This window comes from Halomonas sp. YLB-10 (genome assembly GCF_003856855.1).
GTDB lineage: Bacteria > Pseudomonadota > Gammaproteobacteria > Pseudomonadales > Halomonadaceae > Halomonas > Halomonas litopenaei.
The window spans coordinates 534,675-560,878 of sequence record NZ_RRCU01000003.1; the positions used below are offsets into that span (position 1 = coordinate 534,675).

Here is a 26,204-nt window from a genome sequence, read left to right on the forward strand (position 1 = left end):
AAAAGAGCCTACACCATGACCTTCTGAAACGAGGAAACCGAGATGGAAACGCAAGCGACCTCCTCCAAACGGCGCTCCGGCCTGCGCATGCCCACGGTCTATACCCTGCTCTTTGTGATCACCGCGCTAGTGGCGGTGCTGACCTGGGTCATGCCCGCCGGCAAGTACGACTACCATGTGGAAGGCAGCGATCAGGTCATTGCTGCCAGCGACGTGCTCGACTATCAGGGTGACGGCCGCCTGTTGCCGATTCCCGGCACCTACCAGGTGCTGGAAAGCTCCCCCCAAGGGCCTTTGGATGTGCTGGTGGCCCCGATCCAGGGATTCCACAAGGCCGTGGACGTTGCCCTGTTCGTGCTGGTCATCGGCGGCTTTCTGGCGGTGACGATGCGCTCGGGCGCCCTGGATGCCGGGATCGGCGCGGTGGTCGAGCGCTTTGGCGGGCGCGAGCAGTACCTGATTCCCGTACTGATGGTGCTGTTTGCCCTCGGCGGGTCCACCTACGGCATGGCCGAGGAAACGGTCGCCTTCTGGGCCATCATCCTGCCGGTGATCACCGCCGCCGGCTACGACCGCATGGTGGCCGCAGGCATCATCCTGCTCGGCTCCGGCACCGGAGTGCTGGCCTCCACCGTCAACCCCTTCGCCACCGGCATCGCCTCGGGCTTCGCCGGCCTGCCGATCGGCGCCGGTATCACGCTCAGGCTGGTGCAGTTCGTGATCCTGGTGTCACTGGCTATCTGGTTCGTGATGCGCTACGCCGCGCGGATCAAGCGCGACCCGCAGCGCTCGGTGCTGGCGGACCTGCAGCTGACAGCCGACCCTCAGGCCAAGGAGGCCGCCTCGACCCAGGCGTTTACCCTGCGCCACAAGCTGACCATGACGGTGTTTTTCATGACCTTCGGGATCATGGTCTACGGCGTCGTGCCCTGGGAAGACATGGGCATCACGGCTTTTCCGACCCTGTGGTGGTGGTTCGATGAACTCTCCACCCTGTTCCTGAGCGCTGCCATCCTGATCGCCCTGATCAATCGACAGTCCGAATCCGACTTCATCGAGACCTTCCTCGATGGTGCCAAGGACCTGATCGGCGTGGCCCTGGTGGTGGCCGTGGCACGCGGCATCTATGTGGTGATGGACAACGGCGTGATCATCGACACCATCCTCAATTGGGCCGAAGGCGCGGTAGCCGGCCTGTCCTCGGGCCTGTTCGTGGTGGTGGCCTACGTGGTCCACATCGTGCTGAGCTTCTTCATCCCATCGACTTCAGGGCTGGCCACGGTGTCCATGCCGCTGATGGCGCCACTGGCCGACTTCTCGGGCGTGGATCGCGAACTGGTGGTCACCGCCTTCCAGTCCGCCAGCGGCTGGATCAACATGTTCGCTCCCACCGCCGCCCATCTGGTCGCCGGACTGGCGCTTGCCAAGATACCCTACGAGCGCTTCGTCAAGTGGGCGCTGCCTTATATCCTGATGACCCTGGGAGTCACCACCGTGACATTGTTCGTGGGCGCCAGCCTCACCTGAGCACAGGTCGCGTCAGGGCAACCAACGCAAGTCGAGCATAAAAAAACGCCAGCGCTTTCCAAGCGCTGGCGTTTGCCCTTGCATGACGCCTCAAGGGCCGCATTCAGGCCTTCTTGACGTACATCGACTTGAGCTTCATGGCGCCGATGCCATCGATCTTGCAGTCGATGTCATGGTCACCATCGACCAGGCGGATGTTCTTCACCTTGGTGCCGACCTTGACCACCGAAGAAGAGCCCTTGACCTTCAGATCCTTGATCACGGTGACGCTGTCGCCGTCGCTCAGCACATTGCCGTGGGCGTCCCGCACCTGGTCACCGCTCTCATCGGGCTCGGCGTTCAACGACCATTCGTGGCCGCACTCGGGACAGACCAGGGAATGGCCATCCTCGTAGCCGTATGGGGACTCACAGGCGGGACAGGGGGGCAGGTCGCTCATGACACTCTCGCAGGTGGGAAAAGCGAAGACGGTACTCCGCCCCCCGCCGGATTGCCAGTCGTCCAATGGAAGGAGAGCCTTGTCAGGCGCTGTCTTCCTATTGCTCCCTATTCCTCCCTATCTTCCTTTTCCGCCTTTTCGCCCTCGCCTTGGGCCTGGCGCTCGTGAATGCGCTTGATATCGGCCTTCAGGGCCCGCCGCTGACGGCGTGTACTGAACTGCAGAGTGTCCCAGGTTTCGGGCACCAGGGTGCAGGAATCCTCGCTCTGGTGAAACACGAAACGCCGCTCGGCACCGATCGGCAGGTTCTCCGAACAGTAGGTGCCGATCACCCGTACACAGACGGCCTTGAATACCAGCCCATCCCGTGACTCGTCGATGTCGGCGATGGTGGTGATACGTTCCTTCAAGGCATTGAACGAACCGATATGAACGAAGCCACCGCTGTCCAGCGGACCCTGGTGGGTACAATGACTGGCGTTGTGGCCCGCTTCCTGCTGGTCTTCATCATCGTCAAGATCCGCCTCGTGGTCACTGACATCCAGCGTCCAGTCCCCTTCCGAGGTCTCCAGCGTCATCATGATATGTTGCAAGTAGATGGGTTCGGCGCTCATGTTGCTGATCACACACAGCGCATCCAGATTCTTTCGCTTGCCGCGATTGATGATCAGCCGGGGTCGACGCTGGCGGCGAAAGCCAAAGTACAGAAGCTGCGCGTAGATCAGCCAGATCATGAAGGAGCCTACGCTGGCCAGCGTCTGCAATACGTCCTTGTGGGCAGAAATCCATTCGTACATGGGCGTCATCCTTGAACGAGAAGCCCGTTAAAAACGGGCTTCAGTACGTCATGTTCTGATGGTGGCCGAGGCGCCTCAGGCGTCGCGCTGATAGCTCCCCACCAGCCGATTCATGCCGAGCAGGTGCGGCTCGACCTCGGACAGCAGTTCATTCATGCCGAGGCCCTCCGGCAGGTTCGTCTCGGTGTCCAGCGCCAGTACCCAGAAGTAGTAGCGGTGCACGCCATGCCCTTCCGGCGGCATCGGACCATTGAAACCGAGGTTGCCGGCGTCGTTGATTCCTCGGGTGCCTTCATCGGTGGCCTCCTCCAGCGAGGAGAGGGACGCCGGCAGGTTGTAGAGCAGCCAGTGAACAAAGCCGTAGCATCCCTTCTGGACCAGCGGCGCGTCGGGGTCGTGACAGATGACCGCCACCGACTTGGTACCCTCGGGCAGGCCGTCCCAGGCCAGCGCCGGAGACAGATCTTCTGCCTCCTGGGAGTGCCGTGCGGGGATGGCGCCATCATTGTCGAAGGCGGTGCTGGTCACTCTTAGCGAAGAAAGCGCAAAGGGCATGGTGATATCCTCCCTGGATCGAAATGGTTCACAATCTGCAAAGGGCGTCTGCGTGATGTTCATGCAACCGCTAGGCGATATTTCACCGCGGCAGCCATGTCCAGCCTTGACGAGTCGCCCCGGGCTGTCAAACCCGCATGTCTTTGACATGATGATGATCCCCCATGGCTTCAAGGGGGCAGCCGGAAGATCGACGCACCGAACCGTCGCTCGCCGCTCTAGCCACCATCCTCGCACCAGCCTTGCCGGAGCCCCGCATGAAACGTCTGCTGATCGTCGCCCATGCACCCTCGCCCAACACCCTGGCACTAAGGGAAGCGGCCGAGCGTGGCGCCCGCCATCCGGACATCGACGGCGTGGACGTCCAGGTACTGGCGCCGCTTGATGCTGGCCCCGAGGATGTCAGGAAAGCCGACGCCATCCTGCTTGGCACCACCGAGAACCTCGGCTACATGAGCGGTGCCCTCAAGGACTTCTTCGATCGTAGCTACTACCCCGTGCTGGAACACACCCAGGGGTTGCCCTGCGTACTGTACATCCGCGCGGGTCACGACGGCACCGGCACGCAGCGGGCGGTGGAAGGCATCGTCACCGGTCTGCGCTGGAAATGGGTCCAGACGCCACTGGTGCTGCGGGGTGAATGGCAGGATGACTTCACCGACCAGGTGGAGGAGCTCGCCATGACCCTGGCGGCGGGACTTGATGCGGGGATCGTGTAATCCGCGGGCGGGAAGCATGAAGCTTCCATCTCCAGAAGCAGCGCTAGTTCAGGTAGCGTGTATCACCACCCAGAGCCGAGAAGCCCCGCTACCGAGCCGCCGTCTGGTCAGCGCCTTGGCGCTATGCTCTGCCGGAGGAGACGTTCGAATAGGCCTGACGTCGCGATCGACTCGCCGCCCCCTTGCTTGCCGCAGCGAACGGAGATGTCGCCAAGACCTCACAACTATGCACCATCAAATCGCCAATAGCGTATTAGATAGGTCGCATAAAGCCTCGGCATTGCCAGGCCACGGTCCCTCTGGAGACACTCTCACCAACGTACAGATGGGCCTTTGGCAAGATGCCTGATGTCGCCCGGACTGTGCGTCACTCACTCGATACTCGTCCGTTCAAGGGATGCGGTAAATCACGGCGAGGTCGGGGTCTACAGGGAAGTACAACGGCTCCGGCCAACGGAGCCACAGGAGATGCGCATGGATGCACAGCAGACGCTGGAGGACCTACCGATCGAATTCGAAGGTCCCTCCTACACCGGTGATACCGTCTTTGGCTATCTAGTCATTGCGGTGTCGCTGATTGTCTTGATCATCGCTGTTCTCATCATCATGTTCGGCCCCGAGTACGTCAGCGTATCGATCGCCCGCGGCCCCACCTTCACCCAGTTCTGGCAGCTCTACCCGGGCCCCATCGCTACCGTCGCGGGGATCGTGACGCAGCTTGGCTGGATGTTGGTCAAAAAGCAGGATGAGGTATTGTCAGAGGAGGTCTTGGATCGTGTACGCCGGCTCCTCCCGGCCTCCGCCGAGATGCCCGAGGGTCATCGGTTCGTGTTGACCCACCTCGCCGGACATCGCTACAGGGTGGAACTCGAGGAAGTGGTCGAACCATCGGACCAGCAGAACCCGCCGGACAACGTCGGTCAGATCGTGCCACTGGGACGAGGAGGCGCCATGGTGCGCATCTGCCACGATCAGATGATGGCCACGGCAGCATCAAGCGGTTGAATGACTTGCGCGTGTACACTGCACTCTCGCAACAACGCCGGCACTGTCAGACAGTGCCGGCGTTTTCCGCTCTGCTCCGCCCGAAGGCGGCAAGAGTTCAGTCGAGGCGTTCGAACACGGTCGCCACGCCCTGCCCCATGCCGATACACATGGTGGCGAGACCCAGGCGGGTGTCCTGGCGCCGCATCACGTTCAGCAGGCTGTTGCTGATACGGGTGCCGGAGCAGCCCAGCGGGTGACCCAGGGCGATGGCGCCGCCGTGCAGGTTGACCTTCTCGTCCATCACGTCGAGCAGCCCCAGGTCCTTGAGTACCGGCAACGCCTGGGCGGCAAAGGCTTCGTTGAGCTCCACCGTGTCGATGTCATCGATGCTCAGTCCCGCCGCCTTGAGCGCCTTCTGGGACGCCGGTACCGGGCCATAGCCCATGATCGAGGCGTCGCAGCCGGACACTCCGGTGGAAAGCACCCGAGCAATCGGCGAAAGACCAAGGGCCTGGGCGCGTTCGTAGCTCATCACCAGCATGCCACTTGAGCCCACCGACAGTGCCGAGGAGGTGCCGGCGGTGACGGTACCGCCACGCGGATCGAACACCGGCTTGAGGCCCGCCATGCTGTCCAGGCTGGCCTCGGGACGAATCACCTCGTCACGCTTGACCAGAATCCGGCGGCCGTCGGCGTCATGGCCTTCCACACCGATGATCTCGCGGTCAAAGGCGCCGCTCTGCTGGGCCTCGTAGGCACGCTGATGGGAGCGTACGCCGAAGCTGTCCTGCTGCTCGCGGGAGATGCTGTGCAGCTTGCCCAGCAATTCGGCGGTCATGCCCATCATCATCGCTGCCTTGGCGGCGTGCTTGCTGGCGCTGGGGTTGACGTCGATGCCGTGGGTCAGCGGGATGTGCTCCATATGCTCGACGCCACCGACCAGGTAGACGTCACCCATGCCGGCCTTGATGTTGGCGGTGGCGATGTGCAGTGCGCTCATCGACGAGCCACACAGGCGGTTGACCGTCTGGGCCGGCACGCTGCGCGGCATGGCGGTCATGATCTGGGCGTTGCGTGCGACGTTGAAGCCCTGCTCCAGGGTCTGGTTGACGCAGCCCCAGATGACGTCATCCACCTCGCCGGGATCAACGGCGGCGTTGCGCTCGAGCAGCGCATTCATCACCGCCGCCGACAGGTTCTCGGCACGCACGTGGCGGAAGCCACCGTTCTTGGCCTTGGCCATGGCGGTACGGGCACCATCGACCACCACCACATCTCTCGGGTTCAAGCTCATCTGTCTTCTCCTGTCTGGTGGGGTCACTTGGCGTCGGCGTAGAAGGTCTTGCCACTGTTGGCCATCTCACGCAGGCCATCGGTGGGCGCATAAAGCGGCCCGAGCTCCTCGGCCAGGCTGTCGGCCAGGGCGACGAATTCGGCCACGCCCATGGCATCGATATAGCGCAGTGCACCACCTCGGAAGGGAGGGAAGCCGATGCCGTAGATCAGCGCCATGTCGGCCTCGGCCGGGGTGCCGACGATGTCATCTTCGAGACAGCGCACGGTCTCCATGCACAGCGGCACCATCATCCGCGCGATGATCTCTTCGTCGGAGAACTCTCGGTTCTCGCTGACCACCTGCTTGACCAGCTCGATGGCGGCCTCGTCGCTGACCTTCCTGGGCTTGCCCTTGCGATCCTCTTCGTAGGCGTAGAAGCCCTTGGCGTTCTTCTGCCCCAGGCGATCGTTGTCGAACATCACCTGAATGGCGGTCTTGGCGTCACGCGCCATGCGGTCGGGGAAGCCCTCGGCCATCACCGCATTGGCGTGCACCGCGGTATCCATGCCGACCACGTCGAGCAGATAGGCCGGGCCCATCGGCCAGCCGAACTTCTCCATCACCTTGTCGACGCGCTGGTAGTCGGCACCCTTCTCGACCAGCAGGCTGAAACCACCGAAATAGGGGAACAGCACGCGATTGACCAGGAAGCCCGGGCAGTCGTTGACCACGATCGGCGTCTTGCCCATGGCCTTGGCGTAGGCCACGGTGGCGGCCACGGCTGCGTCGCTGGTCTTCTCGCCACGGATGACCTCGACCAGCGGCATGCGGTGCACCGGGTTGAAGAAGTGCATGCCGCAGAAGTTCTCGGGACGCTTCAGGTTCTCGGCCAGCCGGGTGATCGAGATGGTCGAGGTGTTGGACGCCAGGATGGTGTTATCGCCTACCTGCTGCTCGACCTCGCTGAGCACCGCACCCTTGACCTTGGGGTTCTCGACCACCGCCTCGACCACCAGGTCGACATTGTCGAAATCACCGTAGGACAGCGTCGGACGAATGTTGGCGAGCTTCTCGGCCACGCCTTCGACGGACAGCTTGCCGCGGGAGGCCTGCTTGCCGAACAGCTTGCGCGCCTCCTTGAGGCCCAGCTCGATGGCGTCTTCCTTGATATCCTTCATCAGGATCGGGGTGCCCTTGGAGGCGCTCTGGTAGGCGATTCCGCCGCCCATGATGCCGGCACCGAGCACCGCCGCCTGGCGCACCGGTTGCGCCTTGCTGGCGTACTTGCCGCCCTTCTTCTTGACCACCTGGTCGTTGAGGAACAGCCCGACCAGGTTGTAGCAGACGTCGGTCTTGGCCATCTTGCAGAAGGCCTTGGCTTCGATCGCCTGGGCCCGCGCACGACCTTCACCGGCGCCCTTCTGGATCACCTTGATCGCTTCCACCGGCGCCGGATAGTGCGGCCCGGCCTTGCCGGCGACATATCCCTTGGAGGTCTCGAACACCATCATCTGCTCGACCGGATTGAGGTTCAGCGCGCTGTTCTTTTCCTCGCGCCGGGCCTTGAAGTCGAGTTCGCCGGCGTTGGCTCGCGCCAGCATGTCGAGCGCCGCTGCCTCGAGGTCATCGGCGGGCACCACCGCATCCACGGCGCCGACCTTGAGGCAGGCGTCGGCACGGTTCTCGGTGCCGCCGGCGATCCACTCGATGGCGTTGTCGGCGCCGATCACCCTGGGCAGACGCACGCAGCCGCCCCAGCCGGGGACGATACCGAGCTTGGTCTCGGGCAGGCCGATCTTGGCGTCAGGCGTCATCACGCGGAAGTCGGTGGACAGCACCACCTCACAGCCGCCACCGAGGGCCAGACCGTTGATCGCGCTGACCGTCGGGAAGGGCAGGTCCTCGAGGCCATTGAAGATGCCGTGGACCTGCTCGAGCATACCCTGGATCTCCGCCTCGTCCTTGCCGAACATGGCGTGAAACTCGGTGATGTCGGCACCGACGATGAAGGCGTCCTTGGCACTTTTCAGCATCAGGCCCTTGACGCCGCTCTCGCCGCGTACCGCGTCCAGCGCTTCGCCCAGCTCCTTGATCACCGCGCCAGAGAGCTTGTTGACCGATTCATCCTTCAAGTCGAAGGTCAGAGTGGCGATATCGTCGCCATTGCGAGCCACCGAAATGGCATTGCCTTGATAGATCATCCACGCATCTCCACTGAAGTCATGCCGTGTCATCCGGAAAGGGCCCGACAATCGAAGGGCCAGGCGACATTCATACGCCCGTTTGATTTCGCCAGCTTGGTGCAAAGATTCACTTCCGTCAACCCCTACCAATACCTTAGAGGGCTTGCGAGGCGTTGAAGCATGCAGCGGCGCTTCGCCAGCGTTTAAGCATACTGATAGCATGCTCCTCCCAGCCGCCGCGGACCACGCCATGCCCTCCTCGCCCCCTCAGCGCACCACCCTCAACGCGACGCAGCGATTCATCGAGACCTGGGTAGCGCGTCTGCGGCCCTGGCACTGGCTGTGGCCACCGCTGGCCTTTGCTGCCGGCGTCGCCAGCTTCTTTCTGGTCGAGCGCCAGCAGTGGCTCGGCGTGCTGCTGGCCGGGGGCATGTTGCTGGCCTGGACCCTGCTGCTGTCGGAGAGTCTGATCGGACGTCTGATGGTGCGCCGCGGCTATCCTGCCCTGCCCCGTGGCGTCACCACCTTCATCGCCCAGATGATCCACCAGGAGACGCTGTTCTTCGCCTTGCCCTTTCTGGTCGCCACCACGGTGTGGAGCAGCGGTCAGGCGCTGTTCACCCTGTTCATGCTTGGCATGGCGGTGCTGTCCATCGTTGATCCGCTCTACTACCGACTGGCCGAACGCAAGCGCTGGCTCTACTTTGTGTTCCACGCCCAGTGCGTGTTCCTGGTGGTGCTGGTGACCCTGCCGCTGGTACTGCACCTGAGTACCGGTCAGAGCATGCTGGCGGCCGCCGTGGCCATGGTGGTATTCAGCCTGCCGAGTCTGTTGCATCTGCTGCGCCCCATGAGTCCCGCCCGCTGGCTGGCGATGTTCGCGCTGCTACCGCTATTGGCCGGGGTCGCCTGGCTGGGCCGGGTGTGGGTGCCGCCGGCGACCCTGTGGTTGTCCGGCAGCGCCCTGTCGCCGGCCTTCGACGAGGCCGCACGCACGCCGCAGGGCTCCATGGCGCTGACACCGGAGGCGCTGTCGTCCCGAGGGCTCTATGCCTACACCGCAATCCATGCGCCACGCGGCTTGAAGGAAGAGGTGGTACACGAGTGGCGCCACGAGGGAGAACTCGTCGACCGCATCGCGCTGAATATCTACGGCGGACGCGCCGAGGGCTATCGCGCCTGGACCCGCAAGCAGAACTTCCCCGAGGCCAGCAGCGGCAGCTGGCGCATCGATGTGATGACCGCCGGCGGCCAACGTATCGGCGTACTGCGCTTCGAGGTTGCCGAAGACCCTGGGGCGGCGACCACCGCCGACGCCAGCATCGATACCCAGGCGGGCATTCCCGGCCTCAGGCTGCGCTGGTTGACCGCCCGTCCCGAGGGACAGCAGGAGACACCGGACATGGCATCCGACAAGGCACGCCAGCAAGAGCCGCCGAATCACGAGGAGCCAGCCCCTGCTGAAGAGGATGCGGGTGAGCCGAAAGATGACACGGGACAAAGCGGCGAGACGAGGGAGAGCGATTCGGCAGGCGAGCAGCCGGCTGAACAGAAAGGTGATCGCGAGGGCAAGGAGGAGCAAGCGTCGCAAGCAGACGATGAAGGGGAACACGACAACGGTGAGACAGGGCGTGAGTCGTGAGTCGCGAACAAGCGACAGCCAGGGAGCGGCTGTACCCCCGAAGGGTGAAGAATAGGCGCAGTTTCGAAGCAAAGGAGGGAGTTGGCTTGCATTACCGCCGCTGCGTTCGGACAATCAAATCATTTGCAGCCTTGCGATCTTGATCACTATGAACGAGAACATCGGATTTCAACTGTCTCGGGCACCACGCATCTGGCGTGCGGTGCTCGATCAGCGCCTCGCACCGTTGGGACTGACCCAGACGCGGTGGGTGACGCTCTATCACCTGTGGCGCATGCCGGACGGGCAGCCCCAGTGCGACCTGGCGCGGGCCATCGGCGTCGAGGCGCCGTCGCTGGTCAGGACGCTGGATCAGCTTTGCGAGCAGGGCCTGGTCGAGCGCTGTCCGTGTGACCAGGATCGCCGCACCAAACGCGTGCACCTGACCAAGCAGGCGACGCCTCTGCTCGAGAAGATCGATGCCATCGTGCAACAGGCCAGGGAAGAGATGCTCAAGGGGCTGGACGAGCAGGAACAGGAAAGACTCAGCGACATGCTCAGCCGCATCGAGGCCAACGGTCAGGCCTTGCTGACGCCGGATGATTGCCAGCGCTGACACCTGAGCTCGAAGAGCCCAGCAAGAGCCTCGCCGAGATCGCCTTCAAAGCCCGCCCTGACACCTGGGCCGGATACCCAGCATGCCGCAGCCCTGTTCGATCCTGGGTGGTCGATCGCCATCGTCCAAGTTAGAGCCGCCAATATCAGGGCGGCGAGTTCGGCAAATTGGCGGCGGGACGATCCGGACGTCCCTGCAGGGCGTCGCGTAGCGCCGTCGCAGGCGCCGCCAGGCTGCCGAAGGCGTCGGCCTCCAGCGACTCTTCCCACCACAGCGTCAAGGCCTTGTCGCTGGATTCGACCACGCAGGCGTCCTCGGGCAACTGGGTCAGCAGACGCGACAGTCGCGCATTGATCACCGATGGCAACGGCTCCAGCGGCTGAATCCGCCAGCGCCAGCCATTGTCGTAGTCGAACGACTTGAGCGCCTCGCTGGCACGTTCTGTGCGTACCAGCACAAAACGTGGGCCAGGCCGCTGGCTCGGATAGACCCAGCGATAGGCCGCCATCTTGTCGGTCTCGCCGTGCAGCGGTGGCGTCTCCAGCTTGACGCTGGCCCCCGCCTCGATCGCCACCTGGCGCAGCGACCCCTGACGACGCTCTCGGGCGGTGGGGCGCAGCCACATGGCCGGGGCAAAGACCATTCCTACCACCCCCAGGATCAGCAGCCACAACATACGGTTTCCTCAGAAAAATCGTTGATCATCAGCATTGTTTTGACGGGACTGGCGGCCTAGAGTGGAAGCACAGACCTTTTCTCAACCGACCGCCGCTGGAGGCGTAGTCCCGTGAGCAATGAATATCGTCATGTGCTGGTGGCCGTGGACCTCACCAAGGACTCCCACAAGATCCTCGAACGCGCCCTGCAGATCGCCGATCGCAACCACGCGAAGCTGTCGATCATGCATACGCTGGAGCCCCTCGGCTTTGCCTACGGGGGCGACATCCCCATGGACCTGACCAGCATCCAGGACCAGTTGGACGACCATGCCAAGCAGCGCCTGGCCGAGATCGCCGATGCCCACGTGGCGCGCGACGACCAGCACGTGGTCGTCGGCATGCCCGATACCGAGATCCATCGCTTCGCCGATGAGCACGACGTCGACCTGATTGTGGTCGGCTCCCACGGCCGTCATGGCTTCGCCCTGCTGCTCGGCTCCACCTCCACCGGCGTGCTCCATGGTGCTCAGTGCGACGTACTGGCCGTGCGCGTCGGCAAGGAAAGCGAAGAGTAACCCCAGCGGTTGACCGGATCGCACCTCGCGGCAACCGCATCGCGCCCGCTGCCCCGTTCATTCCCGGGAGCTTGCCCTCGCCCGTCCACCCAAGCGGTGGACGGGCGAGGCTCCTTTCGCAAGGCGCCTATCGAGCGACTCCTCGGTACCACGCAAAGGGGCCAGAGCGCGTCCGGGTCTACTCGCCGGCGGCCATGGCCTCGAGTTCCATCCAGCGCTCCATGACCGCGTCGAGGCGTTCCTGAGTCTCCTGCAGCAACGCCAGACGCTCGGTGACCACACCAGATGGCTGCTGGTAGAAGTCGGGCTTGCCCGCCTCCGCCTCGAGCTCGGCCACCTCAGACTCCAGCCGCTCGATCTCCGCCGGAAGGCCATCGAGCTCGCGCTGCAGCTTGTAGGATAGCTTGACCGGCTTGGCCTTGGCTGGCGCTGCGGCCGTGTCCACCGTATCCGTCTTGCTGGATGCCGGCGCCGGTGCCGCGTCATCCGCGGTCGGCTCCACCCGCTGGCGCGCCGCACCCTCCCAGGGCGCCGGCGGCAACTTGCCGCCCTGGCGGACCCAGTCGCTGTAGCCACCGACGTACTCGCGTACCTGCCCCCTGCCTTCGAAGGCCAGCACGCTGGTCACCACGTTGTCCATGAAGGCGCGGTCGTGTGATACCAGCAACAGGGTGCCGTCGAAGTTGAGCAACAATTCCTCGAGCAGCTCCAGTGTCTCGACGTCCAGGTCATTGGTCGGCTCATCGAGCACCAGCACGTTGGCCGGCTGGGTGAACAGCTTGGCCAGCAGCAGGCGGTTGGACTCGCCCCCGGACAGTGCCTTGACCGGCTGACGCGCACGCTCCGGCGAGAACAGAAAGTCCTGCAGGTAGCTCATCACGTGGCGGTCCTTGCCACCCACCGTGACCCGATCACTGCCCTGGGCCACGTTGTCGTAGACGGTGCGCTCAGGCTCAAGCCCGGCCCGGAGCTGGTCGAAGTAGGCGACCTGAAGCTTTGTCCCCAGCCGCACCGTGCCTTCGCTCGGCTCGAGTTCGCCCAGCAGGATCTTCAACAGGGTGGTCTTGCCGGCGCCATTGCGCCCGATCAGGCCGATACGATCCCCACGCTGAATCTCGATATTCAGGTCACGGATGACCGTCGCGTCCTCGAAGTGCTGGGTGACGTGAGACAGCTCCACCACCCGCTTGCCGCTGCGTTCGCCGGTATCTACCGTCAGCGAAGCATTGCCCTGGCGCTCGCGCCGCTGGCTGCGTTCGCGGCGCAACTGCTCGAGCGCCCTCACCCGTCCTTCGTTGCGCGTACGCCGGGCCTTGATCCCCTGACGAATCCAGGCTTCTTCCTGGGCCAGTTTCTTGTCGAACTCGGCGTTCTCCCGGGCCTCGACCTCAAGCTCGTGCTGCTTCTGGGCCTGGTAGGTGGCGTAGTCACCGGGATAGCGCCCGAGCTTGCCACGATCCAGCTCGAGGATGCCGGTAGCCAGACGCGACAGAAAGGCGCGGTCGTGGGTGATGAACAGCACCGCGCCGGCAAAGGCGGCAAGCTGTTCCTCGAGCCAGGCGATGGTGTCCAGGTCCAGGTGGTTGGTCGGCTCATCGAGCAGCAGCAGATCAGGTTCGGCGACCAGCGCCCGAGCCAGCGCCACCCGCCGGCGCCAGCCGCCCGACAGCGACGACATCTCGGCGTCTTCGGGCAGCCCCAGGCGGGTCAGCACCACATCGATCCGCTGGTGGAACGACCAGCCGTCGATGGCCTCCAGCCGCGTCTGCAGCGTCGCCATGCGGTTCATGTCCGGATCCTCGGACTGCACCAGATGGTGATACTCGGACAGCAGATCGCCGGCCTCGGGCAGGCCCTGGGCCACCACATCAAAGATGGTCTCGCCGCTGGCCTCCGGCAGGTCCTGCTCGAGCACCCCGATCTTGAGCCCTGGGGCGCGCCAGATGGTGCCGCTGTCGGCCTGATTCTCGCCCGCCACCAGTCTCAGCAGCGTGGACTTGCCGGTGCCATTGCGGCCCACCAGCGCCAGCCGCTCTCCCCGCTCGAGCACCAGGTCGGCACCGTCGAGCAACACATGGTGGCCATAGGCCAGTTGCAACTGCTCCAATCGTAGCAGGGTCACGCTTCACCTCTTCGCTTGATCATCGCGACAGTGTACCTCATGCCCCCCTCCTGCTGGCATGACCGATCCCACCTGAGAGTCAAAATCAGAGACCACGCGATCAGCGACACGGCCACCTCGAGCACCGCACCACGTGGTTGTGCCGCCGACACACAGGTACAATGCGCCTCCATCGATATAGCCGCCCCAAGGAGACCGCGTTGTCCGTCCCAGACAAGCCAGCCCCAGACGAGACGCTGCCGAACCCGCTGCCGGAGCCGCTGCGCTTTCACTCGCCTGCCCCTCTGGTCGACATCGGCGCCAACCTGACCCACGAGAGCTTTACCCACGATATCGATGCCACCCTCGCCCGTGCCCGCGCGGCCGGCGTCGAGACGCTGATTCTCACCGGTACCGATCGTGAGCATGCCGAACAGGCGGTGGCCCTGTGCCAGGCCCACGAAGGCCTTTACGCCACCGCCGGCATTCACCCGCACCAGGCCAGCGAATGGGGTCCGGAGCTCGAAGCCGCCATGGCCGAGCTACACCAAAAGCCCCAAGTGGTCGCGGTGGGAGAATGTGGCCTCGACTTCAATCGCAACTTCTCGACCCCGGCCGAACAGGAACGCGCCTTCGAGGCGCAACTCGCCCTGGCTGCCGAGTCGGGGCTGCCATTGTTCCTGCACGAGCGCGACGCCGGTGCCCGAATGCGTGACATCCTCGGCGCCTGGCGAGATGATATTTCACGGGCGGTGATACATTGCTTCACCGCGGATCGCGAGACGCTCCACGGCTACCTGGATCTTGACCTGCACATTGGCCTGACCGGCTGGATCTGCGACGAGCGCAGGGGCCATCATCTACGTGATCTGGTAGGCGACATCGCCGCCAATCGACTGATGGTGGAGACCGACTGTCCCTACCTGTTGCCGCGTAATCTGCCGGCCAAGCTCAAGGGCCGCCGCCACGAGCCGGCGCTGCTGCCCTGGATCGTGCGAGAGATCGCCCACTGGCGCGGCGAAAGCGAAGCTGAGCTTGCCGCCAGCAGCACCGCGACGGCCCGCGCCTTCTTCGATATCAAGGAGTCCTGACATGGGCGACATGCCTGCCTTTATCGCCGTGGAGACCGGCGGCGACGGCGATCTGCCCCTGGCCATCGCCTGGAGCCTCGACGATGGCCGCATCAAGCACACCCTGATCCAGCCCGACGAGGACTGGCTCGATGCCGAGACGGTGTCCCTCGGCGACTACAGCCGCGAGGAACTGGCCAGCATCGGCGTGAGTCCGCTGGACGTGATCCGTGAACTGGAAACCGATCACTTCAATGCCACCCTGCTGACCGCCGGCGTATTCGACGACGAGGCGGCCATCTCACGGCTGTTCGACACCTACGGTCTCGACCCCTTCGTCGAGCTGGCCCCGGCAGAATCCCTCTATCCCGACCTGGATCCTGGCGAGTGGGCGCGCGCCCGCAACGAGCTGTTTGCCGAACTGGGCCTCGAGCCCATGCGTCCGGAGCAGGAGGTAGAGGTAATGTTGCATCTGCACAAGCGACTCAGCGACAGCGACTGAGTCCGCAAACGAAATGCAACCGCTGACGGTGCGACTCGGACCGTCAGCCCTCCCGCCAGTCCTCCCGTCAGCCCTCCCGCCAGACCTCCCATAGCTCCATACCCTGTTACCAGGGCTTCAGGCGTTCTCGCGAACTATCGCTTGGTCACGAAGCAGTACCGCCCCTCCCGGCGCGAAGCAAAGCAGCGGCTGGCGTCACCCCCGCGTGGTGGTCGCGGTATACCTTGGTCGACTGGTCTCCTCCCTCCTCTCGGGCCAGGCTTGTTCTTCCCAAAAAATCGAACTTAAGTGCGCCATACGAACAACAAGCTTCGAGAGAGTGAGCCCATGCCCATTGCCACGAACATTGCCACGACCATTACGACGACCATTGCCACGTCTTTTGCCCAGCCCCGTCGTCTTGCCAGCCCCCGACCTGCCCCCCGCGCCATCGCCACCTTCCTTGCCCTGGCCAGCGCAGCCCTTTTCAGCGCAACCCTGTCCACCTCCGCCCAGGCCGACACCAGTATCGTGATGCTGGGCACCGGCACCCCGGTACCCGACGGGGAGCGGGCCGGTTCGGGGGTCGCGGTCATCCATGATGGCGAGGCCTATCTCTTCGATGTTGGCCCCGGCGTCGTCGAGCGCGCCAGCCAGGCTCAGGAGCGAATGGGCTTCGAAGCGCTTGCCCCGGTGAACATCGAGCGGCTGTTTCTGACCCACCTCCACAGCGACCATGTACTGGATTACCCGGAACTGCTCGGCACCTACTGGTGGCGCCGCGAACAGCCCATCTCGGTGGTCGGCCCGGTGGGTACCGAGGCCATGAGCCAAGGGGTCTACACCATGCTGGCCGAGGACACCAATACGCGCCTGGCCGACAAGAGCCCTGTCACCAATCCAGCGGCGGCCAGGGCCCTGGTGACCGAAATCGAGAAGGAGGGGCTGGTCCACGAGTCACCCGGCATCAGCATCCACGCCTTCGGGGTAACTCATGGAGACTGGGAGCAGGCCTACGGCTACAAGGTCGTCACCGATGACCTGACCCTGGTGATCTCTGGCGACACGTCGCTTTCCGAGGAAGTGCGTCGCCAGGCAAGCGGCGCAGACGTACTGATCCACGAGGTGATCAGCCGTCAGGGGTGGGAACAACTGTCACCGCAGTGGCAGGCCTACCATCAATACGCCCACACGCTGAGCGATGAACTGGCAGAGTTGGCCCGGGAAGCGCGTCCCGGCACCCTGGTGCTGACCCATGTTCTGCACTACTCGGCCCCGCGGGAGAGCGTGCTTGACGAGGTTCGCGCCGACTATGATGGCAGGGTGCTGCTACCCGATGATCTTGACGTCATCGAGTGACCGACACCATCAGGCAATGGCAGGCTCGAGCTGCTCTCGTCCGAGCTCGATCGCCTCGCTCAACGCCAGCCCTTGCCGATAGAAGCCGCGCAGCGCCGCTTCGAAGGCTGCCGCACGGCGCGGCAATCCTTCGTCACGGTAACGGCGGGCACGCTCGGCCACCCGTCGGGCGAAGCCTTCGCGATCGACCTCCACCTCGCCGAGGTTGTCGACGCTGACGTGAAAGGTCAGCCCGGCCGCCTCGCTGAAGATGCGCTCCAGCGCCTGGGGCGCCACCTCGACCTTCTCGAAGGCCTGCTGCTGCATCTCGCTGCGACCGTCAGGCTCGTACCAGTAGCCGTAGTCTTCCAGCAGTCGCCGGCGCGACCCGGCGATACACCAGTGGCTGACCTCGTGCAGAACGCTGGCAAAAAAGCCCCGTGCGAAGATCACCCGATGCCAGGGCACCTGATCGTCGGCGGGCAGATACAGGGGCTCATCACCGCCACGCACCAGACGGGTATTGCAGGGGCCCAGAAACAGCCCATCGAACAGTTCGATCACGTCTTCCAGGCGGTGCTCCACGAGGGCTCCTTCACGTCGGGCGTTTGTCTAAAGCGGCGGCGGGTTGTTGACCAACGCCACTACCGAGCGATGTTGGCGAGGGCGCTTGCCAAGGGCGCCTGCCGACAACGATGGCCGAACCCGCCTGGCGAGAACAGTGGCCGATGCCGGTTGGCGCGAGCCGGCAAGGATACCAAGGCTTGGCGCACAGCCAAACTCTCGAAGCGTTCGATTCTGGCGACATCGCTGGTTTGATTGACCAGACACCGATGACGGCGCTCCGCCTTGGCGCACTGGCAACTGGCCGCGCGGCGCCAAGATGGTGCATCGCTGGTACACTCTCACGGTACCCCGTGCCCCGAGTCCGCGCTTGCCCGGCGATCACCTCTTGGCCGTCTGTCCCGACAGCGGCCCGCTGACTCAAGGCACCAGGGCAAGAAGCCCGTATTCTCTGCATGGAGCCCACGAACGTGCGTCCTTTCCCCACCGGCCTCGGCGCCACCAGCCGCCGCGAGAGCTGGCCCTTGATCCGTCTGGCATTGCCCATCTGTGGCGCCCAGCTGGCCCAGGCCGGCATGAGCGTCGTCGATATCATGATGACTGGCCGCCAGAGCGCCACCGACCTCGCCGCGGTCTCCGTCGGTGCAAGTCTGTGGATGCCCTTGATGCTGTTCATGACCGGTACCCTGATGGGGCTGACGCCGATCGTCGCCCAGCTGCTGGGGGGCGGGCGCCAGGCGGGCATTCGCCCCAACGTGCACCAGGCGCTGTGGGTGGGCCTGGTGCTGGGGCTGGTCTCGGCGCTGTTGCTGCGCCTGGCGGTAGCGCCGGTATTCGCCTGGATGGAGGTGCCGCCGGAGGTGGCCGAACGCGCGCGTGACTATGTTGGCGCAGTGGCCTTCGGAATGCCCGGCGTCGCCATCTTTCTGGCACTGCGAGCGTTCTCCGACGGGGTCAATCATACCCGACCGGCGCTGTGGATCAGCCTGATCGGGCTTGCCGTGAATATTCCCAGCAACTATGTGCTGATCTACGGTGGCGACGGTTTTACTCGCCTGCTGGGCGACGCCACCCCCGGCTGGTTGGCCGACCTGCCGGCACTGGGCGCCTATGGCTGCGGCATCGCCACCGCCATCGCCATGTGGGTGATGACCCTGGCGATGGTCCGTTACACCCAGAAGAGCCGCGCCTATGGCAGTATCGAGCTGTGGCACTCGCCCACCCGTCCGAACCCGCGGATGATCGCCGAACTGCTCTACGTGGGCGTTCCCATCGGTGTGGCGATCTTTGTCGAGGTCACCCTGTTCACCCTGATCGCGCTGTTTATCGCAAGCCTCGGCGAGATCGTGGTGGCCGCTCACCAGGTGGCGCTCAACTACACCTCGGTACTGTTCATGCTGCCGCTGTCATTGGGTATGGCCTTGACGGTGCGGGTCGGCAACACACTCGGCGGTGGCGACCCTCGGCTGGCGCGACTGGTGGCCTGGAACGGTATCCTGATCGCGCTGTTGGTGGCGCTGTTCAACAGCCTGCTGCTGTGGCTGACGGCGGAGACCATCGTCGGACTCTACACCCATAACGTCGAGGTCCAGGCACTGACCCTGTCGCTGGTGGGGCTGGCGATGCTCTATCAGGTATCGGATTCCCTGCAGGTGGCCCTCGCCGGCGCCCTGCGCGGCTACAAGGATACCCGGGTGATCATGTTCATCACCCTGCTGGCGTACTGGCTGGTCGGCCTCGGCGGCGGCCACCTGCTGGGACGCTACGGGGTTGGCGACTGGATCGAGCCGATGGGGGTACACGGCTACTGGATCGGGCTGATCGCGGGGCTGACCGTCGCCGCGCTGCTGCTCGGTGAGCGCTTCCGGCGCAAGGCCCGAAGCGTTGCCAGGCGTGCGGAGGACGGCTGAGCATGAACGGCTTTCGTCCTGGCCGGTGGCGACCGCTGCTGCTCGCCTCCTGCCTGTCGCTGCTGGTGGGCTGTGGCGACTCGGCGCTGGAACGTGATCTGCTGGCCTATCAACAGCGGCTAGCCGAGGCACTCGACCAGCCACCACCGGAGCCCGCGCCGGTGGCCAACATCGGCGACTTCCCCGAACGCCGTCAGTTGACGCTCGAGATCCCGCCGATCAGGGAAGGCATGCTCGACGTCTTTGCCCTGCGCGGCTGCCATATCGCCAACCTGGTCGCCGAGCGCAACAACCAGCTTGGCAAGACCGCCGCCCCCAGCCAACGCTGGCTCTACGAGCTGCGTCTGTGGCGCCGCCTCAGCGCCTGCTGGAACGCCGAGGCCGCCGACGCCCTGGCCGAGGGTGACCGCCAGCGCCTGGCTCGCCTGACCGACATCAAGACACGCCAGCTGCCGCTGGCCAGCTACAACGCCCTGGTCTCCTCCGAGGAGTGGACCGGCAGCTTCTCGCGGGCAAGCTCTCCCCTGCCTCTCGACGAACTCTCGGCGGTCGACGAGCAGCTTGCGGCGCTTGGCTATCTGAACGAAGCGGTCATCCACCAGTTCGACCGCCAGTGGACGCCAGAGTCCGGGCCACTGGAACAGGCGCTTGCCACCCTGCGGGATCGTCCACTGAGTGCCGAGCTGATGCGCGCCCTGATGCTGGCAAGCCAACGCCTCGAGGAAGCCAGTCGACTGCTTGAGCGCGCCCTCGCCTCCCGCCATGGCCCAGACAACGACCGGACCGGCGCTGATGCGGCATGTTCACAGGCGACGACGCTGCCCGAGGAAGGCGACACCCTAGCGTCACTTGAGCGCCTCGAGACGCAGGCGCTACGCTGGTTCGCTGGCATGGACCGACTGCTGGACGCCCATGTGGCGGGCAGCCAGGCCTTTAAGGACTACCGCCGGCAATGGCTCGACCTGGACAGCGAAACCACGCCACTGGCAAGTTTCGTGCGCGTACGAGACGATCACCTGTGGTTGCGTCAGCAATGGCATCAACGCTGTGATACCCACGAGGACTTACGCTAGTTGATGAGTCTGTGCTATTGATGAGAACAGGGACGTAGAGCGCAGCGTCCGGCCCCGGGCCGAGATGCGATGCCGTAAGCAAGCAGCCGCTGGAGGGAGATCATGGGCATTCCACTGTCACCCCGCCCCGCTCGGGTCATCGACCTGGAGAGCATGCGCCAACGCCAACTGGCCCGCAGACGCCTGGTTCGCCTGGCCCCGGAGCTCGATGGACTGGAGATGGTGTACCGACTCGACGCGCACCCGGATACCCTGTACGGCATGCCGATACTGGCCTGGGGGATGCGTGAGAACGGCGATATTGTCGGGCTGGTCCCGTGGATGGAGTCGCTGACGCCATGCGAGCAGCTCGACGATCCGGACCACGGTCACTTCGTCGGCTACCGTGATCCGGAAACCGAGGAGCTGTTCGACCAGCCCCCGGAACACAAGGAAATGGAACTGGCCCACGCGGCGGCCTACTTCGAATACGAGGATACCCGCGAAACCACCCTGATCCAGAGCCTGCCGGATCATCAGGGTACCCACGCCCTGTGCATGGACGAGGAAGGCGCGCCCTGGCAGCTCAAGCAGGTCTTCGGCTGGCGCCTGTACAGCGATGGCACCATCGAGTCCCTGCTGGCCGACGAGAACCTGATCGAAACCGTCCCGGTACTGCCCGGCGACGCCTGCCTCTACCCGGGCCACAGCCGACACCGGGTGGTGTACTTCTTCCAGCGCCAGATCGCCAATCGTATTCGCCAGGAAGACCCGGCGACGCTGGAAGCCCTGGCCATGATGGTCATGCCTGACGACGATGAGGAAGCCGCGCCATAACGTAAGAAGGAGCGTCGGAAGGAGCGTCAGAAGGAGCGTCGGAAGGAGCGTCAGGATCAGCGTCACCACCAGGGAGGGGGCTCAAGCGTTGAGTCCCCTCCCTCGGCAATATCATCCCAGCCGGATAAAGTAGAAGTGCGAGCCATCTTCAAGACTGCGATGCTCCACCAGCTCGTGCCCGAGAAACTGGCAGAATTTGGGCACATCTCGGGTGGTCGCCGGATCTGTCGCCGTGACCTTGAGCACCTGGCCAGGACTCATGTCCCGCACCGCGTTGTGCATCATCATGATCGGTTCAGGGCAGAACAGACCGCTGGTATCCAGTTCCTTGTCGCTTGCGGGCAGCGCATCGGAAGAATCCACCATCAATACCTCGGAGTTGGAGTGAAAGCATGATCAAGATCATCATCGAGCGCCGCATCATGCCGGGCCTGGAAGAAGAATACGAGCAGGCCGCACGAGAGGCCATGCGCCAGTCGCTGGGCGCCGATGGCTTCTTCGGCGGCGAGAGCCTGGTCGAACAAGGACGCTCCGACCGCCGTCTGATGATCACCAAGTGGCGCGATCTGCGCGCCTGGAAGGCATGGTACAACAGCGAGGCCCGAGAAAGAGTGATGCAGCACGTCCAGCCGTTGCTGACCGAGGCCGAAAACGTCCGGATCTTCGAACCGGCCTACTGACCCACGCCGATCTGCTGCCCGTGTCGCCGCCTCAATCGAGGCGAACGTGCACGGTGACCTCTTCTCTGTCGTGATAGAGGTGACGACAGCGTATCTCAGCCCGAACCCCGGCCTCCTGCAAGCGTGACGCGAGGCCGGAAAGACACAGCGATACCTCCTCCCAGCGCTTCTTCATCGGCAGCTTCAGGTTGAACACCGCCTCGCGACACCAGCGCTGCAACAGCCAACGCTCCATCATGGTGATGACGCGCGAGGGCTTGTCGACGATGTCGCAGACCAGCCAGTCCAGGCGCATCGGCGGCTCCCACACGAAGCCATCCTCACGCAGGTGCTCGACCATGCCGCTGGCCATCAGGGCCTTGTCCATGGGGCCATTGTCGATGGCGTAGACCTGCATCCCCCGCTGCACCAGCTGCCAGGTCCAGCCCCCCGGAGCCGCGCCAAGATCCGCGGCCTGCATGCCCTCCCCGAGCCGCTCGTCCCACTCGTCACGTGGCACGAATTCATGCCAGGCCTCCTCGAGCTTCAAGGTCGAGCGGCTTGGCGCGGCGTGGGGGAAGCGCAGACGTCGAATGCCGCCGGGGAATTCACTGCGATTGCCGGGAAAGCTCATCGCCAGCTGGACCCGGTCACCGTCACGCCAGACCAGGTGCAGCCGTCGTCCTCCCGCCTTGCGGCGCAAGGCACCACGCTTCTTGAGCTGGGAATTGAGCGGGCGTTCCAACGCCTTCAACAGGCTACTCAGCGCCTTGGCCTCGTTGGTATCCGGGGTCTCCTGCCAGATCGACTCGAAGCTCCAGCCACAGGCCTTGAGCTGCTCGAAGATGGGCGAGAGTCGATCGTCCCGGGACAGCGAGAGCTCCGGCAGGGCCAGCAACGACTGGCGGGCAAATACCAGCTCGTCGAGACGCAGGCGACGATGCAAGTCATTGGCCGGGTGCTCGCCGTCCATGCTGACCCTGACCAGCCCCTCCTCCATCAGGGGCTCGACGCTGGCGCCCTCGCCTTCGGCCAGGAACTCAGCGTGCAGGCGGTCGGTCAGCTCGGCGGCCAGGTCCGGCTCGAACCCCCGGCGACAGAACAGAAGGATTTGATCAGGCGTCATGGGTAAAGGTTCTCTTTCTCCAGTCGAGTCCGGCGCGTCCCTCGGCGGTCAGTTCGATATCCTTCAACTGAACGTTCAGGGCGTTGGTGGAGATCACCACCTCCCACAGCGAAAACACCAGGGATATCGACAGCGATGCCAGGCTGATGCCGAACAGCAGCATACCCAGCGGTGTCCATGACAGGAACAGCGCAAACATCGACAGGGTACACAGCAGAAAAGCGAAAACCCCGGCGATCTGCATTCGCTTGGTCAGCGAGATGCGCCGTCGCAATAGTCGGATCTGGGTGACGTGATCCTCTTCCCCCTCCTTTACCTGCTCCGCCAGCTTGCGGATCAGTCCGGCCAGGGTCAGGAAGCGATTGGTATAGGCCAGCAACAGCAATGAAATGGCGGGAAACAGCAGGGCCGGCGTGGTCAAGTTCACGGGGGCACTCCAGAGGATCGACGAAAGTCGATCATGGTAGCAGTCACGGCGCCTGGCGACGAGTCGCGCGGCCCTTCCCCGGCCTCGGAGGTCAGCTTGACGCACCGGGTGCGACACACCCGGTACGCTGAGCCAAGCTCGCGCAGGAAGACGCACAACTTGCCGATCCGGTAGCGACCGCCGGACCGCTGTGCCTTATACGAAACTGCCCCCGACGCAAGCGTCGGGGGCAGACAATGGAGCGGAGGCCGCAATCAGGACTCAACCTGCAGAGCCATCAGGCCGCGGCCAACAGAGGCGATGTCCCGATTACAGGATGCCCTGCTCCTTGGCCATCTGACGAGCCGCCCGAGGGGCCGTCCACAATGTCGGCAGCAGCACCAGCGACACCGGGATGGCGGTGATCACGATAAACTGCTGCAGGGCACTGATCTGGCCTGCACCCATTCTCAGCAGAATGGCGGCCATCAGCGCCATGGCGATGCCCCAGAAGGCACGAACCAGAGCATTGGGCTCGTCGTGACCGGCACCGACCACGGAAATGGCGTAGCTCATGGAGTCACCGGTCGTCGCCACGAAGATGGTGGTCAACAGCAGGATGGCCATGGCCATCAGGCTTCCGCCGGGCAGCGCCTGGGCCACGGTCAGGGTCGCGACATCAAACTGGAAGTTGTTCAGCGCCTCGGTCAGATCGATGGCACCACTCAGTTGATAGTAGATGCCGGAACCGCCCAGCAGGGTGAACCAGATCATGGTAGCCACAGGCGCCATCACCGCCACCGCCAGAATCATCTGCCGGATGGAGCGTCCACGAGAAATCCGAGCGACGAAGATCGCCATCAGCGGGCCGTAACCGATAAACCAGGCAAAGAAGAACACCGTCCACCACTGCATCCACCAGTCCGGTGCGGTCTGGGTGGTCATGGTCGCCATCTCGAAGAACGAGCTCAGATAGGCGCCCGCCCCCTGGGTAAAGGCATCGGTCAGAAACAGCGTCGGTCCCAGGATAAAGATCGTGGCAGCGATCGCCAGAGCCAGAAACACGTTGAAGCGGCTGAGGATCTGGATCCCCTTGTGGATTCCGGTGACCGCCGAGGTCACGTACACCACCCCCAGAGCAGCAAGCACCATCAATTGGGTGCTGTAGCCTTCACTGACACCGAACAGCTCATGAAAACCGAAGCTGACCTGAGTCGCCAGGAAACCGATGGGGCCGACGGTACCCGCCACCACGGCGATCACGCACAGAGCGTCGACCAGGCCACCGAAGGGCCCCTTCATGACCTTTTCGCCCAGCACCGGATACAGCAGGGTCCGCGGCTGCAGCGGCTGTCCCTTGACGTAGTGGGCATGAGCCAGCACCACCGACGCCAGCGTACCCAGCACGGCCCAGGCCAGCAGCCCCCAGTGCATGAACGACTGGGCCAGAGCCCCTGAAATGGCCTCGGCCGTCCCGGCTTCGCTGTTGAAGGCCGGCGGCGTCACCACGAAGTGATAGACCGGCTCACCGGCGGCGAAGAACACACCGCCGCCCGCGAGCAGCGTGCACATGATCATCGACAGCCACTTGAAGGTACTGATCTCTGGCGTCTCGAGATTGCCGATACGCGCCTTGGCGCTGGGAGACACGGCGATGCCCATGGCGATGAAGAAGGTCGCCAGCAACAACAGCTGGAAATAGCTGCCCAGGGTCTTGGCGGTCCAGGCGAAGCCTGCCGAGATGCCGTTGGCAACCATCTCGATGTCGTACACAGACAGGGCGACGAAGCCCATGATGAAGCCGATGCTCAAGATGAGCACGATGGGATCACCCAGTCGAGAACCGGCCGAAGAAGCCCGCGAGTCGGAGGAAGCGGTGGTATGACTCATGTGGTGGGTAGCGACAGCAGACTAGGGTCAGGCTGTCGGACTCTCCTTTTGGGAAAGATGAATGGCGCCCTGATGGGCATGAAGGAAGCACGGAGGATTCCGCGATTTCATGACAGCTCTGTGGCTGAAGGGAAAGGATTCACCGCGCCTCATGCGCGAATCGAACCCGGCGACGCGCCTGGAACCCGTTCCAGGCTTATCGTAAAAAAAGCATGACAATGTCGACGCCGCGTGACCACCCCCTGAACAGCGCGATGGTTCAACGCTTGAGTCTTTTTCCGGTCATGCCAGCATGCCACTGGAGGGGTATACGACCTCCGGGCGTCACACAAACACCAGCGCCCTCGCATGGGGGTGAGTCACCCCGAAGCTCTTTACAAGGGCTGCTGCGAAGCTGCAAGGGGTGACGAACGACGCGAGCTTCTCCTTGAGAAGAGCCAGGCCGGACCGCGCCGAGGGGGTTATCGTCCCGCGCCCGCTTATAGAAAGCGAGCTTAACCTTGTGGAAATTCCGGTATCCGGAGTTGTACTAGAAACAAGGCAGCTTATCTCTCGCATGGGGGTGAGTCACCCCGAGCTTTTGCAGCGAAGCTGCAAGGGGTGACGAACGACGCGAGCTTGCGAGCGGCCGGACCGCGCCGAGGGGGTTATCGGCGCGGCCCCACATATAAAGAGAGGGGGCTTCCCCATGCGTACGAAAAAGCCCAACTCCTCTCGGAATTGGGCTTCTTCTGAATAAATGCCTGACGATGACCTACTCTCGCATGGGGAGACCCCACACTACCATCGGCGCTGAGCGGTTTCACTTCTGAGTTC

General features: G+C 63.9%; 25 protein-coding genes. 13 read left to right on the forward strand and 12 right to left on the reverse strand.

The genetic code is table 11. From position 1 onward, the window contains the following. Nucleotides 1-42 precede the first annotated feature (42 nt). Nucleotides 43-1,527 carry a YfcC family protein gene (locus EBB56_RS09850; RefSeq protein ID WP_124804187.1) on the forward strand — a complete coding sequence of 495 codons (1,485 nt, stop codon included), beginning with the start codon at nucleotides 43-45 and terminating at the stop codon, nucleotides 1,525-1,527. A gap of 103 nt (nucleotides 1,528-1,630) precedes the next feature. Here EBB56_RS09850 and EBB56_RS09855 read toward each other — a convergent pair whose 3' ends face one another. The 3 genes from EBB56_RS09855 to EBB56_RS09865 form a co-directional block, all read right to left on the reverse strand. Continuing rightward, the gene (locus EBB56_RS09855; protein ID WP_108133227.1) at nucleotides 1,631-1,966 is read right to left on the reverse strand and encodes a zinc ribbon domain-containing protein YjdM; all 336 of its coding nucleotides are present in this window, start codon (nucleotides 1,964-1,966) and stop codon (nucleotides 1,631-1,633) included. A 107-nt stretch (nucleotides 1,967-2,073) separates the two neighbouring features. Beyond that, nucleotides 2,074-2,763: a hypothetical protein gene (locus EBB56_RS09860; RefSeq protein WP_124804189.1), complete on the reverse strand. Its 690-nt coding sequence runs from the start codon at nucleotides 2,761-2,763 to the stop codon at nucleotides 2,074-2,076. Between the two features lie 75 nt (nucleotides 2,764-2,838). Beyond that, entirely contained in the window at nucleotides 2,839-3,318 is a 480-nt protein-coding gene (locus tag EBB56_RS09865) for a YbhB/YbcL family Raf kinase inhibitor-like protein (protein ID WP_124804191.1), read from the reverse strand. Between the two features lie 257 nt (nucleotides 3,319-3,575). Between EBB56_RS09865 and EBB56_RS09870 the strand changes: the two genes are divergently transcribed. Next, nucleotides 3,576-4,037, forward strand: coding sequence for a flavodoxin family protein (locus EBB56_RS09870; protein ID WP_124804193.1), 462 nt, complete (start codon nucleotides 3,576-3,578; stop codon nucleotides 4,035-4,037). 474 nt (nucleotides 4,038-4,511) lie between these two features. After that, nucleotides 4,512-5,042: a hypothetical protein gene (locus EBB56_RS09875; protein ID WP_124804195.1), complete on the forward strand. Its 531-nt coding sequence runs from the start codon at nucleotides 4,512-4,514 to the stop codon at nucleotides 5,040-5,042. A 97-nt stretch (nucleotides 5,043-5,139) separates the two neighbouring features. Here EBB56_RS09875 and fadA read toward each other — a convergent pair whose 3' ends face one another. Further along, nucleotides 5,140-6,318, reverse strand: coding sequence for an acetyl-CoA C-acyltransferase FadA (fadA, locus tag EBB56_RS09880; RefSeq protein WP_124804197.1), 1,179 nt, complete (start codon nucleotides 6,316-6,318; stop codon nucleotides 5,140-5,142). Nucleotides 6,319-6,341: 23 nt separating this feature from the next. After that, the gene (gene fadB / locus EBB56_RS09885) at nucleotides 6,342-8,501 is read right to left on the reverse strand and encodes a fatty acid oxidation complex subunit alpha FadB (RefSeq protein WP_124804199.1); all 2,160 of its coding nucleotides are present in this window, start codon (nucleotides 8,499-8,501) and stop codon (nucleotides 6,342-6,344) included. A gap of 232 nt (nucleotides 8,502-8,733) precedes the next feature. Between fadB and EBB56_RS09890 the strand changes: the two genes are divergently transcribed. Then, nucleotides 8,734-10,125 (forward strand): DUF5924 family protein, encoded by a 1,392-nt coding sequence (locus EBB56_RS09890; protein WP_124804201.1) that lies wholly within the window; start codon nucleotides 8,734-8,736, stop codon nucleotides 10,123-10,125. Between the two features lie 148 nt (nucleotides 10,126-10,273). Beyond that, nucleotides 10,274-10,720 (forward strand): transcriptional regulator SlyA, encoded by a 447-nt coding sequence (gene slyA, locus EBB56_RS09895; RefSeq protein WP_045992966.1) that lies wholly within the window; start codon nucleotides 10,274-10,276, stop codon nucleotides 10,718-10,720. A 145-nt stretch (nucleotides 10,721-10,865) separates the two neighbouring features. Here the strand turns inward: slyA and EBB56_RS09900 are convergent, their stop codons facing one another. Beyond that, nucleotides 10,866-11,396 (reverse strand): hypothetical protein, encoded by a 531-nt coding sequence (locus EBB56_RS09900; protein WP_045992967.1) that lies wholly within the window; start codon nucleotides 11,394-11,396, stop codon nucleotides 10,866-10,868. A gap of 111 nt (nucleotides 11,397-11,507) precedes the next feature. On the opposite strand from EBB56_RS09900, the gene EBB56_RS09905 reads away from it, so the two are divergent. Beyond that, on the forward strand, nucleotides 11,508-11,954 hold the full coding sequence (locus tag EBB56_RS09905) for a universal stress protein (protein WP_045992968.1): 447 nt from the start codon (nucleotides 11,508-11,510) through the stop codon (nucleotides 11,952-11,954). 178 nt (nucleotides 11,955-12,132) lie between these two features. Here EBB56_RS09905 and EBB56_RS09910 read toward each other — a convergent pair whose 3' ends face one another. Then, nucleotides 12,133-14,076 carry an ATP-binding cassette domain-containing protein gene (locus EBB56_RS09910; protein ID WP_045992969.1) on the reverse strand — a complete coding sequence of 648 codons (1,944 nt, stop codon included), beginning with the start codon at nucleotides 14,074-14,076 and terminating at the stop codon, nucleotides 12,133-12,135. A gap of 200 nt (nucleotides 14,077-14,276) precedes the next feature. On the opposite strand from EBB56_RS09910, the gene EBB56_RS09915 reads away from it, so the two are divergent. The 3 genes from EBB56_RS09915 (at nucleotide 14,277) to EBB56_RS09925 (ending at nucleotide 16,965) form a co-directional block, all read left to right on the forward strand. Continuing rightward, the gene (locus EBB56_RS09915) at nucleotides 14,277-15,146 is read left to right on the forward strand and encodes a TatD family hydrolase (protein WP_231498675.1); all 870 of its coding nucleotides are present in this window, start codon (nucleotides 14,277-14,279) and stop codon (nucleotides 15,144-15,146) included. Between the two features lies 1 nt (nucleotide 15,147). Then, on the forward strand, nucleotides 15,148-15,627 hold the full coding sequence (locus EBB56_RS09920; RefSeq protein WP_108133207.1) for a hypothetical protein: 480 nt from the start codon (nucleotides 15,148-15,150) through the stop codon (nucleotides 15,625-15,627). 327 nt (nucleotides 15,628-15,954) lie between these two features. Beyond that, a complete protein-coding gene (locus EBB56_RS09925; RefSeq protein WP_124804203.1) occupies nucleotides 15,955-16,965 on the forward strand; it encodes an MBL fold metallo-hydrolase in 1,011 nt (336 codons plus the stop codon). 9 nt (nucleotides 16,966-16,974) lie between these two features. Here EBB56_RS09925 and EBB56_RS09930 read toward each other — a convergent pair whose 3' ends face one another. Next, nucleotides 16,975-17,529 (reverse strand): elongation factor P hydroxylase, encoded by a 555-nt coding sequence (locus tag EBB56_RS09930; protein ID WP_124804205.1) that lies wholly within the window; start codon nucleotides 17,527-17,529, stop codon nucleotides 16,975-16,977. 449 nt (nucleotides 17,530-17,978) lie between these two features. Between EBB56_RS09930 and EBB56_RS09935 the strand changes: the two genes are divergently transcribed. From EBB56_RS09935 to EBB56_RS09945, 3 genes are all read left to right on the forward strand, one after another. Then, nucleotides 17,979-19,418: an MATE family efflux transporter gene (locus tag EBB56_RS09935; RefSeq protein ID WP_231498674.1), complete on the forward strand. Its 1,440-nt coding sequence runs from the start codon at nucleotides 17,979-17,981 to the stop codon at nucleotides 19,416-19,418. Nucleotides 19,419-19,420: 2 nt separating this feature from the next. Beyond that, nucleotides 19,421-20,491 carry a DUF3080 domain-containing protein gene (locus EBB56_RS09940; RefSeq protein WP_260425326.1) on the forward strand — a complete coding sequence of 357 codons (1,071 nt, stop codon included), beginning with the start codon at nucleotides 19,421-19,423 and terminating at the stop codon, nucleotides 20,489-20,491. A 102-nt stretch (nucleotides 20,492-20,593) separates the two neighbouring features. Further along, the gene (locus tag EBB56_RS09945) at nucleotides 20,594-21,307 is read left to right on the forward strand and encodes a hypothetical protein (protein WP_045992975.1); all 714 of its coding nucleotides are present in this window, start codon (nucleotides 20,594-20,596) and stop codon (nucleotides 21,305-21,307) included. Nucleotides 21,308-21,418: 111 nt separating this feature from the next. Here the strand turns inward: EBB56_RS09945 and tusA are convergent, their stop codons facing one another. Next, on the reverse strand, nucleotides 21,419-21,673 hold the full coding sequence (tusA, locus tag EBB56_RS09950) for a sulfurtransferase TusA (protein ID WP_045992976.1): 255 nt from the start codon (nucleotides 21,671-21,673) through the stop codon (nucleotides 21,419-21,421). A 26-nt stretch (nucleotides 21,674-21,699) separates the two neighbouring features. Here tusA and EBB56_RS09955 point away from each other — a divergent pair, with 26 nt between their 5' ends. Then, complete coding sequence (locus EBB56_RS09955; RefSeq protein ID WP_045992977.1) at nucleotides 21,700-21,987, forward strand: antibiotic biosynthesis monooxygenase; 288 nt, start codon at nucleotides 21,700-21,702, stop codon at nucleotides 21,985-21,987. 31 nt (nucleotides 21,988-22,018) lie between these two features. On the opposite strand, the gene rlmM is transcribed toward EBB56_RS09955, so the two are convergent. The 3 genes from rlmM to EBB56_RS09970 all read right to left on the reverse strand — a co-directional run bounded on the left by rlmM (nucleotide 22,019) and on the right by EBB56_RS09970 (nucleotide 25,388). Next, complete coding sequence (rlmM, locus tag EBB56_RS09960; RefSeq protein WP_124804207.1) at nucleotides 22,019-23,092, reverse strand: 23S rRNA (cytidine(2498)-2'-O)-methyltransferase RlmM; 1,074 nt, start codon at nucleotides 23,090-23,092, stop codon at nucleotides 22,019-22,021. Next, on the reverse strand, nucleotides 23,082-23,519 hold the full coding sequence (locus EBB56_RS09965) for a DUF2721 domain-containing protein (RefSeq protein ID WP_108449027.1): 438 nt from the start codon (nucleotides 23,517-23,519) through the stop codon (nucleotides 23,082-23,084). Before EBB56_RS09965 ends, rlmM begins: the two co-directional genes overlap by 11 nt. A 309-nt stretch (nucleotides 23,520-23,828) precedes the next feature. After that, nucleotides 23,829-25,388, reverse strand: coding sequence for a BCCT family transporter (locus EBB56_RS09970; protein WP_124804209.1), 1,560 nt, complete (start codon nucleotides 25,386-25,388; stop codon nucleotides 23,829-23,831). Nucleotides 25,389-26,204: the final 816 nt, after the last annotated feature.

What these genes read in the sequence shown, in the direction of transcription:
- EBB56_RS09940 (WP_260425326.1), top strand. Translation starts at nt 19,421, where the DNA reads ATGAACGGCTTTCGTCCTGGCCGGTGGCGACCGCTGCTGCTCGCCTCC.
- fadA (WP_124804197.1), bottom strand. Translation starts at nt 6,318, where the DNA reads ATGAGCTTGAACCCGAGAGATGTGGTGGTGGTCGATGGTGCCCGTACC.
- EBB56_RS09920 (WP_108133207.1), top strand. Translation starts at nt 15,148, where the DNA reads ATGGGCGACATGCCTGCCTTTATCGCCGTGGAGACCGGCGGCGACGGC.
- EBB56_RS09955 (WP_045992977.1), top strand. Translation starts at nt 21,700, where the DNA reads ATGATCAAGATCATCATCGAGCGCCGCATCATGCCGGGCCTGGAAGAA.
- EBB56_RS09970 (WP_124804209.1), bottom strand. Translation starts at nt 25,388, where the DNA reads ATGAGTCATACCACCGCTTCCTCCGACTCGCGGGCTTCTTCGGCCGGT.
- fadB (WP_124804199.1), bottom strand. Translation starts at nt 8,501, where the DNA reads ATGATCTATCAAGGCAATGCCATTTCGGTGGCTCGCAATGGCGACGAT.
- EBB56_RS09870 (WP_124804193.1), top strand. Translation starts at nt 3,576, where the DNA reads ATGAAACGTCTGCTGATCGTCGCCCATGCACCCTCGCCCAACACCCTG.
- EBB56_RS09865 (WP_124804191.1), bottom strand. Translation starts at nt 3,318, where the DNA reads ATGCCCTTTGCGCTTTCTTCGCTAAGAGTGACCAGCACCGCCTTCGAC.
- EBB56_RS09855 (WP_108133227.1), bottom strand. Translation starts at nt 1,966, where the DNA reads ATGAGCGACCTGCCCCCCTGTCCCGCCTGTGAGTCCCCATACGGCTAC.
- EBB56_RS09890 (WP_124804201.1), top strand. Translation starts at nt 8,734, where the DNA reads ATGCCCTCCTCGCCCCCTCAGCGCACCACCCTCAACGCGACGCAGCGA.
- EBB56_RS09850 (WP_124804187.1), top strand. Translation starts at nt 43, where the DNA reads ATGGAAACGCAAGCGACCTCCTCCAAACGGCGCTCCGGCCTGCGCATG.
- EBB56_RS09875 (WP_124804195.1), top strand. Translation starts at nt 4,512, where the DNA reads ATGGATGCACAGCAGACGCTGGAGGACCTACCGATCGAATTCGAAGGT.
- slyA (WP_045992966.1), top strand. Translation starts at nt 10,274, where the DNA reads ATGAACGAGAACATCGGATTTCAACTGTCTCGGGCACCACGCATCTGG.
- EBB56_RS09860 (WP_124804189.1), bottom strand. Translation starts at nt 2,763, where the DNA reads ATGTACGAATGGATTTCTGCCCACAAGGACGTATTGCAGACGCTGGCC.
- EBB56_RS09900 (WP_045992967.1), bottom strand. Translation starts at nt 11,396, where the DNA reads ATGTTGTGGCTGCTGATCCTGGGGGTGGTAGGAATGGTCTTTGCCCCG.
- EBB56_RS09945 (WP_045992975.1), top strand. Translation starts at nt 20,594, where the DNA reads ATGGGCATTCCACTGTCACCCCGCCCCGCTCGGGTCATCGACCTGGAG.
- tusA (WP_045992976.1), bottom strand. Translation starts at nt 21,673, where the DNA reads ATGGTGGATTCTTCCGATGCGCTGCCCGCAAGCGACAAGGAACTGGAT.
- rlmM (WP_124804207.1), bottom strand. Translation starts at nt 23,092, where the DNA reads ATGACGCCTGATCAAATCCTTCTGTTCTGTCGCCGGGGGTTCGAGCCG.
- EBB56_RS09925 (WP_124804203.1), top strand. Translation starts at nt 15,955, where the DNA reads ATGCCCATTGCCACGAACATTGCCACGACCATTACGACGACCATTGCC.